The following is an 11,753-nucleotide window of genomic DNA, read 5'->3' on the forward strand; positions in this document are numbered from 1 at the left end:
AGGAGAATTTACCTATGGCGACCAAGGTTGCGATCAACGGTTTCGGACGCATCGGGCGCAATGTCGCCCGCGCCATTCTCGAACGCACGGACCATGACCTCGAGCTGGTTTCGATCAACGACCTGGCGGACGCCAAGGCCAATGCTCTCCTGTTCAAGCGCGACAGCGTCCACGGTACTTTCGAAGGTACCGTGGAAGTTGACGGCAACGATCTGGTCGTCAACGGCAAGCGCATCCACGTGACGGCAGAGCGCGATCCCGCGAACCTGCCGCACGCCGCGCAGGGCGTGGACATCGTGCTGGAATGCACCGGTTTCTTCACCGACAAGGCCAGCGCCGGCAAGCACATCGACGCGGGCGCCAAGCGCGTTCTCGTCTCGGCCCCGGCCAAGGGCGTGGACCTCACGGTCGTTTACGGCGTGAACCACAAGGAACTGACCGCCGAGCACGTCGTCGTGTCGAACGCCTCGTGCACCACGAACTGCCTGGCGCCTTTTGCCAAGGTTCTGCATGAGAAGATCGGTATCGAGCGCGGTCTGATGACCACGATCCACTCGTACACCAACGATCAGAAGATCCTCGACCAGATCCACAAGGATCCGCGCCGCGCCCGCGCCGCCGCGATGAACATGATCCCCACCAGCACCGGCGCCGCCGTTGCCGTGGGCCTCGTTCTTCCGGACCTGAAGGGCAAGCTCGACGGTTCGTCGATCCGCGTGCCGACCCCGAACGTCTCGGTCGTCGACCTGACTTTCGTGCCGAAGCGCGACACCACCACCGAGGAAGTCAACGCGCTGCTGAAGGAAGCGGCCGAAGGCGAACTCAAGGGCGTGCTCGGTTACACCGAAGAGCCGCTGGTCTCGATCGACTTCAACCACGACGCACACTCGTCGACCATCGACAGCCTTGAGACTTCTGTTCTCGAAGGCAAGCTGGTCCGCGTCCTGTCGTGGTACGACAACGAGTGGGGCTTCTCCAACCGCATGGTCGACACGGCCGGCGTGATGGCAGGCCTGCTCTGACAATGACTATGACGGTGGATCGAAAGCGATCCACCGTCCTTGCTGTCGCCGCGGAAGCCCTCACGGGCTTTCGCGGCGCAGTGCTGAATAACACGACCTCGTCATCCCGGCGAAAGCTGGGACCGCTGGCCGTGAACGCCACCTTGCAGCAGGACGTCCTGACGATAGTTGGTCGCAACCGGCCAGCGGTCCCAGCTTTCGCTGGGATGACGGGTCTTCGCTGCACGACGAGCACAAGATAAGGATCGAACGATGAGCGCTTTCAAGACCCTTGATGACCTTGGTGACGTGACCGGCAAGGTCGCGCTGGTGCGCGTCGACTTCAACGTGCCGATGAACGACGGCGTCGTCACCGACGATACCCGTATCCGCGCCGCCGCCCCGACGATTCTGGAACTCGCCGAAAAGGGCGCCAAGGTTCTCCTGCTCGCCCACTTCGGCCGCCCCAAGGGCGAGCGCGTGCCCAGCATGTCGCTGTCGATGGTGGTCGGCGCGGTCGAGAAGGTGCTCGGCAAGGAAGTGATGTTCGTGCCGGAAGTGGCGGGCGACGTGGTCAAGCAGTCGGTCGGCATCCTGCGTGCGGGCGACATCGCGATCCTCGAAAACACCCGCTTCTGGAAGGGTGAGGAAAAGAACGATCCCGAACTCGTCCAGGCGATCGCCGCGAACGGCGATTTCTACGTGAACGACGCGTTCTCGGCCGCCCACCGCGCCCACGCCAGTACCGAGGGCCTTGCCCGCGTGCTGCCCGCCTATGCCGGCCGCTCGATGCAGGCCGAGCTTGAAGCGCTGGAAAAGGCGCTGGGCAAGCCGGAGAAGCCCGTCGCGGCCGTGGTCGGCGGCGCCAAGGTCTCGTCCAAGCTCGACGTGCTCAAGCACCTCGTGACCCAGGTCGATCACCTCATCATCGGCGGCGGCATGGCCAATACATTCCTCGCCGCCAAGGGCGTGGACGTGGGCAAGTCGCTCTGCGAGCATGACCTGACCGGCACTGCGAACGAGATTCTCGCGGCCGCCGACCAAGCCGGTTGCACCGTGCACTTGCCCTACGAAGTGGTGGTCTCGAAGGAATTCGCCGCCAATCCGCCCAGCCTGCGCACTTGCAACGTCCACGAAGTCGCTGCGGACGAGATGATCCTCGATGTCGGTCCGCTCGCCGTGGAAGCGCTGGGAGACGTGCTCAAGACCTGCCGCACCCTGGTGTGGAACGGCCCGCTCGGCGCGTTCGAGACTGTGCCCTTCGATGCTGCCACCGTGGCCCTGGCCCGGACGGCGGCGGCGCTCACCCGCGAGGGTTCGCTGGTCTCGGTCGCGGGCGGCGGGGACACCGTTGCCGCGCTCAACCATGCGGGCGTAGCGAACGACTTCTCGTACATCTCGACCGCCGGCGGTGCTTTCCTGGAATGGATGGAAGGCAAGGAACTGCCCGGCGTGGCGGCTCTCGAAGCCTGATCGGGCAGGGCTGGGGCGGCGCACATGAGCACATCGGGTCACCTTGCTGCGAATCCCGTTGATGCTCAGGGCTGGAAAGCCCCGCGCCCGCCTTGGCACGGCCGCTATGTAACGCTCGACGGCATGCGCGGGATCGCCGCGCTTGCCGTCGCGCTGTTCCACTTCAACATTTCGCAGGCCCCGCACGGCTACGTGGCGGTGGACTTCTTCTTCGCGCTTTCGGGCTTCGTGCTCGCCACCAGCTACCTGCCACGCTGGCAGGCAGGCATGGGCACGGGCGAGTTCATGCTGAAGCGCCTGGTGCGGCTCTATCCGCTGTTCCTCGTCGGCGTCGCGCTGACGACGGTGGTGGGCCTTGCCCGCCTCCACAGCGGCGGCGACACTTCGCTGAGCCTCAAGACCATTCTGATCAGCACCGGCATCAATGCACTCATGCTGCCGTCGCCGCTGACCAACACGCTGTTTCCGCTGAATGTGCCGGCATGGTCGCTGTTCTACGAACTGGTCGCCAATTTCGCGATGATCGTGCTGCTGTTCCGTTTGCCTCGCCTGGGCGTGGCAGTGGTCTGCGCCTTGTCCGCCGCGTGGTTCGTGCCGGCGGTGCTGGAGAACGGATCGGGCAACATCGGCGCGGTCTGGCACGAATGGTCGATCGCATTGGCCCGCACGCTTTATTCGTTCGGAATCGGCATGTTGATCGCAAAGCTGCCGCAGCCCGAACACCGCCCGGCGACATGGGCTGGCGTTGCGTGCCTTGTCGCCATAGCGGCCATGCTGATGGCCGATCCGCAGTTCATTTCCACCACCGAATACGACCTTGTCTGCGCGCTGGTACTTTCGCCGCTGCTGGTCTGGTGCGGATCGCGCGTGGAGCCTTCGCGCCGTTTCGCGCGCATGGCCTGGTTCGTGGGGGAGGTGTCCTTCGCGCTCTACGCCGTGCATTGGGCCGTGATCGAGCCGATGCGTTACTTCAAGGACGATCTGCATTACGATGCCGTGCTGATGGCCTTCGTGTTCCTTGGCCTGTGCCTTGCGATCGCATGGCTTTGCGTGCGCTGGATCGACGTGCCGGCCCGCACTTTGCTGAGCGGCCTGCTGCGCCGCCGCGCGATGGCGCGGGTGATGCGCCACGCGGCCGCCCACCCGCTGCCCTGAGGGCGCGGACAAACCGTTTCGCTCCGGTTCGCCGGAGCAAATCTAGGAGGAGAAACCCATGGAATTTTCTGAGATGACGGCCAAGATAGCCGGCGGAAACGGCTTCATCGCCGCGCTTGACCAGAGCGGCGGCTCGACGCCGAAGGCGCTGAAGGGCTACGGCATCGAAGAAGGCGCCTGGTCGACCGAAGAAGAGATGTTCGGCCTGATCCACCAGATGCGCGCGCGCATCATCTCGTCGCCTTCTTTCACCGGTGACAAGGTTCTCGGCGCTATCCTGTTCGAACGCACGATGGACGGCGAAGTGAACGGCATTCCCACCCCGCAGGCGCTGATCGCCAAGGGCGTGGTGCCGTTCATCAAGGTGGACAAGGGCCTTGAGGACGAAGCGAACGGCGTGCAGCTGATGAAGCCGATGCCGACGCTGGACGCGCTGCTGGAACGTTCGAAGGCGCTGGGCGTGTTCGGCACCAAGGAGCGTTCGGTGATCAACTCGGCCAATGCGGAAGGCATCGCCGCCGTCGTCAAGCAGCAGTTCGAGATCGCCGCGCAGGTCATTTCGCACGGCATGATGCCGATCGTCGAGCCTGAGGTGAACATCAAGAGCGCCACCCGCGCCGAGTGCGACAAGATCCTGCTCGCCGAAATCCTCAAGAACCTGGACGCGCTGCCGGAAGGCCAGCAGGTGATGCTGAAGCTTTCGCTGCCGATCGTGCCGGGCACGTTCGATCCGCTCGTCTCGCATCCCAAGGTGCTGCGCGTGGTCGCGCTTTCGGGTGGCTATGAGCGTCCCGAAGCTTGCGCCGAACTGGCCAAGAACAAGGGCATCATCGCCAGCTTCAGCCGTGCGCTGCTGCAGGACCTGCGCTCGCAGATGAGCGACGCCGAGTTCGACGCCGCGCTGAGCGACGCGATCGACGAAATCTACAAGGGTTCGACCCAGAAGGTTGCCGCCGCAACGGCAGCCTGATCCACTCGATCACAAAACAGGGAAGGGCGGTGCCGCAGGGCGCCGCCCTTTTCCGTTTTACCGCCCTTTTCCGTTTCAGATGCCGCCCATGAAGCGGAAGCCGAACTGATAGGCGAACGGCGCGGGTTTGCTTCCGGCGACAGGGCCGGGCTGCGCGTCCCGCAGTTCCAGCGTGCCGTCCGCGACCTGCACCGGCTGCCCCAGCGTCAGGTCGATCTTGTGCGAACCGGAGCCGAGATCGACACGGATGCGCAGCCTCAGCCGCCCGGCCTGGACGCATTGCACGCCTTGCGGGCACCGGCTGTCCTCGATCAGCGAAAGCGGCGTGACCTTGGGGCCATCGACGAAGACCGTCTCGCCAATGCGTGTGTAGGCCAGTGGTGGGCCTTGATAGGGGCGTGATGGCTGAGCAGGTGCCGGTGCCGATATGGGCTCGGACACGGGCTCGACCGGATCGCTCGGCGGCGTGTAGGCAGGGGCAGGCGGCGGCGCTGGCGGGGGCTGCTGCCGAGGATAGGTCTGCGCAGGGCGGGAAGGCGGCTTGGGAAAGGCGTCCGAAGCCCCTCCGCCATCGGGAATGATACGGCATCCGGCCATGGCGAAGGCCATCAGGGCAATCGCAACGATGGGCGAAAGGGCGGGCGTCGCGGCGCGTCTTTTCATGTTCCTCCCACATAGCTTGAACGGACTTGCGGTTCCGAATGCCATTGCGAAACCTATCGGCCGGGCCTGAACCTGCCCCGAACGAATGGTGCTTTTCGGCGGCGGACGAGATGGTTAGGATCTGTTGTTACCATCGGGGAAACCATGACCAATTTCACGAAATCGACCGGCTTTGGAGGTCCGACGCTGCTCTGGATCGCGGCTGCGGCGTCAGTGAAGGTCGCGCCGCTTTTCCTGCCGGAGAACGCGCTGGTCCTGATTCTGCCGCCGTTTTTCGCCGCGCTGGTGGCGACGAAGCTGATCGCGCTGTTCCGTCCCTCGCTCGATCCGATGCTGCGCCGGGCGATTGCCCTGCTGGCAGGCGAAACCTTCTGGCTGGTGGCCGACGCCTTCCGCACGGAGCTGATCCCGATGCCGATGGCGGTCGACATCCTGATCGGTTTCGCGTTGGCGGTCACGCTGGTCTGGCGGCCGTCGCGCGTTCTGGTGCGCGTGCTGATCGGTTGGGTAAGTCTCGCCGCCGCAACCGGCATCTATCTTGCGCTGACCGCGCCGGGGTGGAGTCTCGACACCGCCGCAGAAGCGCTGCACGCGGTTCTGCGGCTGACGATCGTGCTGTTTGCGGTGGCCGCGCTCCGAACCGTCAATCGTGAGCGCGAAGATGCCTACTTCGAAGAGGAAGTCTTTTCCTGAGGCCCGTGAAAGGCTAGGTGCGCGCACATGGAAGAGAACGAACGCGAACCGACGCAGCTTTACCTGATTTCGCCCCTCGATGTGACGGGTGGTTTTCCCGATCGCCTTGCCCGCGCGCTGGACGCCGGGCCGGTCGCGGCGTTCCAGTTCCGCGTCAAGGACGTGGACCAGCATGAGGCAGCACGCCTGGCAGAGCCGTTGCAGAAGATCTGCGCCGCCCGCGACGTTGCTTTCATCGTCAACGATTCCGCCAGCCTGGCCAAACGCCTTGGCGCGGACGGCGTGCATCTGGGGCAGGAAGACGGCTCGGTCGAAGAAGCGCGCGATGCCCTTGGCCGCGATGCGCAGATCGGCGTGACTTGCAACGACAGCCGCCATCTCGCGATGGACGCGGGTGAGGAGGGCGCGGACTACGTGGCCTTCGGCGCGTTCTTCCCCACGACCACCAAGGATGTGAAGCACATGGCCGGGCTGGACCTGCTGGAATGGTGGCAGGCGATCTTCGAGATCCCCTGCGTCGCCATCGGCGGCATCACGCCTGAGAACTGCGCGCCGTTGGTGAAGGCGGGCGCGGATTTCCTCGCCGTTTCGGGCGCGGTGTGGAACGGCGACGAAGCGGCTGCGGTGAAGGCCTTCCACGAGGCGATTACCGGCGCGATGGCCTGAGGCGAACGCGGGCGTTCGCCCAATGACCGCTAAACTAGCCCAATAGAACCTCGTCATCCCCGCGAAGGCGGGGATCCCGCTTGTTCTTCATCGGCGGCGAGAAGGAAGCGGGGCCCCGCCTTCGCGGGGGCGACGGGGTGTTTGGATTGATCGGTTGGGTCTGGCGTATGCCGGCCCCAACCGTCAAAAATCGATCTTCGCGATCACATCCTCGCCGAACTTCAGCGCCAGCTCGCAATACTCCGTGCGCGTTTCGGCATAGACCGTCGCCCCGGCACCATGAATGCCCAGCGACTTCAGATGCGCGAAGTGGTCCAGCGCTTCCTGCGCGCTCCAGCCCTGCTTGATCGAATAAGTGGACGAGGCGATGACCTTCGGCGGCTCCGCGCGGCCGATCTTCTCGGCATGGGCGTGCATGTAGGCGATGGCTTCGCTGATATCCTCGTCACCCTCCAGATTGGCGGTGCGGGCGGTGTCCGTCACTGACTTGGGCACGAAGAAGGGGTGCCAGGCATCGCCCATCTCGGCCGCACGGCGCAGCGCGCGCTTCGAATTGCCGCCCACCAGCAGCGGCGGATTGGGCTTCTGCGCCGGCGTCGGCAGCATGCGGTTGCCGAGCGCGGTGTAGCCGGTGCCCTCGAACGTGAAGTCCTCCCCCGTCCAGGCCAGCTTCATGGCGGTGATGTATTCGTCCATCAGGTCGTTGCGGCTGTCGAAATCGACGCCCAGCGCCTTGTATTCCGCCTTCATGTACCCCGCGCCAAGGCCCAGGATCACGCGGCCATTGGTGAAGTGGTCCAGCGTCGATACCCCACGTGCCACCACGAAGGGGTTGCGATAGGGCAGGACGAGGATGTTGGTCTGCAGTCGCAGCTTTGTCGTCACCGCGCCCAGCATGGAGAGCATGACGAACGGGTCCTGCGCATAGTGGCCGCCCGCATCCAACCAGCGGGCTGAGGGCGCGGGGTGATCGGTGACGGTGCCGGCATAGAAGCCCGCCTTTTCCACGGTGCGTGCAATCTCGTGCACGGCTTCCATGGTGCCGTATTCCTGCGGCTTGTCGACCCGGTCGAAGGGCAGGCTGGTGCTGAGCGTGAAGGTCATGCTTGGCTCTTTCGTTCGTTCGAATTCAGGCGTTCGAATTCAGGCGTTCAATTTCAGGCGGACGCTTCGGGTGGCAGTACCCAGTCTTCCCGATCATTGCGCACCCATCCGCCAGAGGCCCAGGTGCCGCCGTCGACCGGGATGATCGTGCCGGTGACGTAGCTGGCGAGGTCGGAGGCGAGGAACACGGCGACGCGCCCGCACTCCTCGTCGATGCCGGCCCGGCCCAGCGGGATGCGGCGACGGATCGCTTCTTCCTGCGCAGGAGTGGGCCGATACCAAAGCTCCGGATCGACCGGCCCGGCGAACTGCCCGCGCGTGCCCGGCGTCACCGTGTAGTCCGGCGCGATGGCGTTCACGCGGATGCCGTGGTGGGCCAGTTCCACCGCCAGCGTGCGCGTCAGATTGTTGATGCCGGCCTTGCACGCGGCATAGACGGCATAGCCCGGCGCCGCGCGAGAGGCTTCGATGCTGGTGACGTTGATGATCGATCCGCCGTTTCCACTCTCGATCATGATCGGCAGCGCGGCCTGTGTCGCGGCGAGGTTGGACACGAGGTTGAGGTCGATATGCCGGCGCCAGTTCTTCTCGGTAAGGTCCGCGAAGGGCCGCCGCGTCACGCCGCCGACGTTGTTCGCCAGCACGTCCAGCCGCCCGAAATGGCGCGCCGCCTCACTGACGGCGTTCTGCACGACCTCAACATCCATGGCATTGCCGGTGATGCAGAGTGCGCGTCGTCCGCGTGCTTCGACCAGTTCGGTCATCTGCTCACAGCGTTCGGGGATCACATCCAGGATCGCTACATCCGCGCCCATATCGGCCATGCAGAGCGCGACGGAACGTCCGATCCCGCCGCCGCCGCCGGTGACGAACACGACTTTTCCCGTCAGGTCGATGACTGAGCCATCCACACCCGTTCTCCCTTCAAATGGGCCGTTTTCGGCCTCCGGAGCGTGGCCAACCGTCGATTGCCGGGTTGTAGACGCGCCTTAAAACGCGAACAGCATCAGCGAGATCGAGGGGGTCGTCTATATCTTTCTCCAGTCCGCAGGAGAGGATCGTCTCCACGGTAAGGTCGTGATTTTTCGCCTGTTCACAATGGGTTGAGAAGCTGTTCTCACCGAAGGAGAAAGGAAACCATATCCCTGCCGGCAATGGCAGCGAGAGCGCATTGGTGCCGGTGCGGTGCCGGTCCGGCGCAATGCCCAGCGTATCGGCGGGCAGCGTGGCGAGGCGTTCGACATCGGCCAGGCTCAGGCAGGGCAGATCGGCGGGAAGCACCACGATCCGCTCCGGCCCGGCAGCGGTGATCGCCGACATCGTGCTTTCCAGCGCGCCGTTGAGGTCCGGCCCGGGATCGTCGAAGCGCAGCACTTTGCTGCCCAGATTGGGCCGCGCCGGCCCCAGCACGCAGACGCGCTGGATGGCGCGGCAGCCGCTCACCGTGTCGAGCACGTGACGCAGCATGCCGCAGACCAGCGCCTCGCGCTCGTCGGGATCGAGGGCGGAGGCCAGCCGGGTCTTTCCCAACCCGGGCGCCTTGACCGGGATGAGCGCCCAGCAGCTCACGGCACCTCAGGCGCTGCGGTAAGGTTGGTGAAGCGTATTCCGGCCCCGTCGGCCTTGTAGGTCTTGTTCATGTAGATGAGGATCGAGGTCAGCGCCTCCGCCGCCGCCGAATTGGCCAGCGCGCCGCCGGAGAGGCCGCGCAGGCCCATGCCGGGGCAAAGGTCCACCACCGTCTGGCGCGCCTCCACATCGTCCGAGAAGACCAGCACGTCGCAGTCGATCGCATGGTCGCTGTCGAGGTGATGGGCCGAGACATTGTGGAACGCGGTGACGAGCCGGGCGTCCGGGCCAAGGTGTTCGCGCGCCTGCATGGCGGCGCTGCCCTCTGCGGGAAGCTGCACGCGCATGACCTTGGGGGGCACCAGCGGCACGGTGGTATCGACGACCACGGCATTGCCCACGACGCCGGCGATCTGCCGCAGGGTATCTCCCTGCGATGCGTGCGGCACGGCGACGATCACCACGTCCTTGCCCTTGGCCGCCTCCCCATTCTCGGCATGGCCGGCGGCGCCCAGTTCCTCCGCCGTCGCGCGGGCCTTGTCCGCCGTGCGCGAGCCGATGGTCACCTGATGCCCCGCCTTGACGAGCCTTCGCGCGATACCCTTGCCGAGCGCACCGGTTCCGCCGATCACCGCGATTGCTGCCATCAGATTATCTCTCCCGCGAATTCTTGGTCGTTGTCATTGTCGTTTCCAGCGTGGCGGCTCTAGACAGGCGTTCGGGAGGATCGATGAAGCGAAATCCAGAACTGACCGTGCGACCGCTCGCCGGATTGCCCATGTTCGCTACCGGAATGTCGATTGCGCAAGCGATATGCGTAAGCCTTGAGGCTGAAGGCGACCGGTTCCGCGATGGCGATATCTTGGTGGTGGCGCAGAAGATCGTCTCCAAGGTGGAGGGCCGCACGCGCGATCTCGACACGTTCACGGCTTCTGAGGAAGCACATGAGCTTGCGCGCGCAACCGGGCGTGAGCCGGAGATGATGCAAGCGATACTTGAGGAAAGTTCTCACATCCTGCGCCGCACCCCGGCCGCGGTGATTGCTGCGCATCGTTCGGGGCATGTGCTGGCGAACGCGGGCATCGATGCTTCCAATGTAGAGGGCGGCGATGCAGGGCGCGTGCTGCTCTGGCCGCTCGATCCCGATGCATCCGCACGGGCGTTGCGGCGCGAAGTTCAGGTAATGTCTGAAGTTCGGATCGGCGTGGTGATCGCGGATTCGATGGGGCGGGCCTGGCGGATCGGCACTTTGGGTACCGCCATAGGCTGTGCTGGGCTGGCCGTGCTGGAGGATCGCCGCGGCCGCGCGCAGGACCTTTATGGCCGCACGCTTCAGGCAACCGTGATCGGCATTGCCGACTCCGTTGCCGCCATGGCGGCGCTGGCAATGGGCGAGGGCGACGAGGGTACCCCGGTCGCGCTGGTTCGCGGCTGCGAGCGCTGGGTTACCGAGGAAGACGGGTCGGGCGCGGCCAGCGGGCTGCGGCCTATCGAGCAGGACATGTTCCGATGAGCGGCGAGCATATTCTCGCGCTTTCGGGCGGCGTTGGCGGCGCGAAGCTGGCGGCGGGTCTGGCGGCCGTCATGGCGCCGGAGGATCTGACGCTCGTCGTCAATACCGGCGACGATTTCGAGCATCTTGGCCTAACTATCTGTCCAGACATAGATTCCGTCACCTATACACTGGCCGGGCTCAACGATACCCAGCGTGGTTGGGGCGTGAAGGATGAGACGTGGCAGACGATGGCCATGCTCCGCGCGCTGGGGGAAGAGGGCTGGTTCAACCTCGGCGACCGAGACATGGGCATGCACATCGCCCGCTCATGGCGACTGCGCGAAGGTGAGACGCTTTCTGAAGTGACGGCGCGGCTGACCGGGGAACTCGGCATCGCGCACAAGGTCGTTCCGATGAGTGACGATCCCGTTCGCACGCAAGTCCTGACCGACGCGGGGTGGACCGACTTCCAGCGCTGGTTCGTGGGAGATCAATGCACTGCACCCGTTTCCGATGTGCGCTTCGAGGGTGCGCCCGGCGCGAAACCATCGCCCGGTCTGGCCGAGGCACTGGCGCGGGAAGACCTTGCCGCCATCGTTATCTGCCCCTCCAACCCTTTCCTCAGCGTCGATCCGATCCTGGCGGTCGACGGCGTGCGAGAGGCATTCGCGGCGCGGCGGGTTCCGTTGATCGCGGTTTCGCCGATTGTCGGCGGAACCTCGGTGAAAGGCCCGCTCGCCAAGATGCTGGCGGAACGTGGGCATGGCGTCAGCAACCACGCCATCGCCCATCACTACAGCGATCTTCTCGACCACCTCTTGATCGATCATGCCGATGAGGCCGATGTCTCTGGTTTGCAGGCACGGGGCCTGAAGGTCACCGTGACGAAGACAATGATGCGCGAAGCCGCCGATAGGGAAAGGCTCGCGCAGGAGGTGCTTGCCATCGCGGGCATCTGAAGGGT

General features: G+C 65.0%; 13 protein-coding genes. 8 read left to right on the forward strand and 5 right to left on the reverse strand.

The window, feature by feature from the left end; translation table 11 throughout:
• The first annotated feature begins 14 nt into the window (after positions 1 to 14).
• The 4 genes from gap (at position 15) to WBP07_RS04470 (ending at position 4,599) form a co-directional block, all read left to right on the forward strand.
• The gene (gene gap / locus WBP07_RS04455; RefSeq protein WP_395394501.1) at positions 15 to 1,022 is read left to right on the forward strand and encodes a type I glyceraldehyde-3-phosphate dehydrogenase; all 1,008 of its coding nucleotides are present in this window, start codon (positions 15 to 17) and stop codon (positions 1,020 to 1,022) included.
• A 252-nt stretch (positions 1,023 to 1,274) separates the two neighbouring features.
• Positions 1,275 to 2,474 carry a phosphoglycerate kinase gene (locus tag WBP07_RS04460; protein WP_395394503.1) on the forward strand — a complete coding sequence of 400 codons (1,200 nt, stop codon included), beginning with the start codon at positions 1,275 to 1,277 and terminating at the stop codon, positions 2,472 to 2,474.
• Between the two features lie 24 nt (positions 2,475 to 2,498).
• Complete coding sequence (locus WBP07_RS04465; RefSeq protein WP_395394504.1) at positions 2,499 to 3,629, forward strand: acyltransferase family protein; 1,131 nt, start codon at positions 2,499 to 2,501, stop codon at positions 3,627 to 3,629.
• Between the two features lie 58 nt (positions 3,630 to 3,687).
• The gene (locus WBP07_RS04470) at positions 3,688 to 4,599 is read left to right on the forward strand and encodes a fructose bisphosphate aldolase (RefSeq protein WP_395394505.1); all 912 of its coding nucleotides are present in this window, start codon (positions 3,688 to 3,690) and stop codon (positions 4,597 to 4,599) included.
• Positions 4,600 to 4,674: 75 nt separating this feature from the next.
• Here the strand turns inward: WBP07_RS04470 and WBP07_RS04475 are convergent, their stop codons facing one another.
• Positions 4,675 to 5,262 (reverse strand): hypothetical protein, encoded by a 588-nt coding sequence (locus WBP07_RS04475; RefSeq protein WP_395394507.1) that lies wholly within the window; start codon positions 5,260 to 5,262, stop codon positions 4,675 to 4,677.
• 144 nt (positions 5,263 to 5,406) lie between these two features.
• Here WBP07_RS04475 and WBP07_RS04480 point away from each other — a divergent pair, with 144 nt between their 5' ends.
• Together WBP07_RS04480 and thiE are read left to right on the forward strand one after the other, a co-directional pair.
• On the forward strand, positions 5,407 to 5,955 hold the full coding sequence (locus WBP07_RS04480; RefSeq protein WP_395394508.1) for a hypothetical protein: 549 nt from the start codon (positions 5,407 to 5,409) through the stop codon (positions 5,953 to 5,955).
• A 27-nt stretch (positions 5,956 to 5,982) separates the two neighbouring features.
• On the forward strand, positions 5,983 to 6,621 hold the full coding sequence (gene thiE, locus WBP07_RS04485) for a thiamine phosphate synthase (protein WP_395394510.1): 639 nt from the start codon (positions 5,983 to 5,985) through the stop codon (positions 6,619 to 6,621).
• Positions 6,622 to 6,804: 183 nt separating this feature from the next.
• Here the strand turns inward: thiE and WBP07_RS04490 are convergent, their stop codons facing one another.
• The 4 genes from WBP07_RS04490 to npdG are packed head-to-tail and all read right to left on the reverse strand — an operon-like array spanning position 6,805 to position 9,941.
• On the reverse strand, positions 6,805 to 7,725 hold the full coding sequence (locus WBP07_RS04490) for a TIGR03619 family F420-dependent LLM class oxidoreductase (protein ID WP_395394511.1): 921 nt from the start codon (positions 7,723 to 7,725) through the stop codon (positions 6,805 to 6,807).
• Positions 7,726 to 7,778: 53 nt separating this feature from the next.
• Positions 7,779 to 8,636 (reverse strand): SDR family NAD(P)-dependent oxidoreductase, encoded by an 858-nt coding sequence (locus tag WBP07_RS04495; protein WP_395394513.1) that lies wholly within the window; start codon positions 8,634 to 8,636, stop codon positions 7,779 to 7,781.
• Between the two features lie 13 nt (positions 8,637 to 8,649).
• Positions 8,650 to 9,294, reverse strand: a complete 645-nt coding sequence (cofC, locus tag WBP07_RS04500; RefSeq protein ID WP_395394514.1) for a 2-phospho-L-lactate guanylyltransferase — start codon at positions 9,292 to 9,294, stop codon at positions 8,650 to 8,652.
• Positions 9,291 to 9,941: an NADPH-dependent F420 reductase gene (gene npdG / locus WBP07_RS04505; protein WP_395394515.1), complete on the reverse strand. Its 651-nt coding sequence runs from the start codon at positions 9,939 to 9,941 to the stop codon at positions 9,291 to 9,293. The genes cofC and npdG overlap by 4 nt, the downstream gene beginning before the upstream one ends.
• A gap of 83 nt (positions 9,942 to 10,024) precedes the next feature.
• Here npdG and cofE point away from each other — a divergent pair, with 83 nt between their 5' ends.
• Positions 10,025 to 10,807: a coenzyme F420-0:L-glutamate ligase gene (gene cofE / locus WBP07_RS04510; RefSeq protein WP_395394516.1), complete on the forward strand. Its 783-nt coding sequence runs from the start codon at positions 10,025 to 10,027 to the stop codon at positions 10,805 to 10,807.
• The gene (gene cofD, locus WBP07_RS04515) at positions 10,804 to 11,748 is read left to right on the forward strand and encodes a 2-phospho-L-lactate transferase (protein WP_395394517.1); all 945 of its coding nucleotides are present in this window, start codon (positions 10,804 to 10,806) and stop codon (positions 11,746 to 11,748) included. The genes cofE and cofD overlap by 4 nt, the downstream gene beginning before the upstream one ends.
• The last annotated feature ends 5 nt before the right edge of the window (positions 11,749 to 11,753 follow it).

Source organism: Novosphingobium oxfordense (assembly GCF_044029435.1).
GTDB lineage: Bacteria > Pseudomonadota > Alphaproteobacteria > Sphingomonadales > Sphingomonadaceae > Novosphingobium.

Bases quoted from the DNA above. Each gene is read 5' to 3' on its own strand.
- cofE (WP_395394516.1), top strand. From the start codon at position 10,025: ATGAAGCGAAATCCAGAACTGACCGTGCGACCGCTCGCCGGATTGCCC.
- WBP07_RS04465 (WP_395394504.1), top strand. From the start codon at position 2,499: ATGAGCACATCGGGTCACCTTGCTGCGAATCCCGTTGATGCTCAGGGC.
- thiE (WP_395394510.1), top strand. From the start codon at position 5,983: ATGGAAGAGAACGAACGCGAACCGACGCAGCTTTACCTGATTTCGCCC.
- WBP07_RS04470 (WP_395394505.1), top strand. From the start codon at position 3,688: ATGGAATTTTCTGAGATGACGGCCAAGATAGCCGGCGGAAACGGCTTC.
- gap (WP_395394501.1), top strand. From the start codon at position 15: ATGGCGACCAAGGTTGCGATCAACGGTTTCGGACGCATCGGGCGCAAT.
- WBP07_RS04475 (WP_395394507.1), bottom strand. From the start codon at position 5,262: ATGAAAAGACGCGCCGCGACGCCCGCCCTTTCGCCCATCGTTGCGATT.
- WBP07_RS04460 (WP_395394503.1), top strand. From the start codon at position 1,275: ATGAGCGCTTTCAAGACCCTTGATGACCTTGGTGACGTGACCGGCAAG.
- cofD (WP_395394517.1), top strand. From the start codon at position 10,804: ATGAGCGGCGAGCATATTCTCGCGCTTTCGGGCGGCGTTGGCGGCGCG.
- WBP07_RS04480 (WP_395394508.1), top strand. From the start codon at position 5,407: ATGACCAATTTCACGAAATCGACCGGCTTTGGAGGTCCGACGCTGCTC.
- WBP07_RS04490 (WP_395394511.1), bottom strand. From the start codon at position 7,725: ATGACCTTCACGCTCAGCACCAGCCTGCCCTTCGACCGGGTCGACAAG.
- npdG (WP_395394515.1), bottom strand. From the start codon at position 9,941: ATGGCAGCAATCGCGGTGATCGGCGGAACCGGTGCGCTCGGCAAGGGT.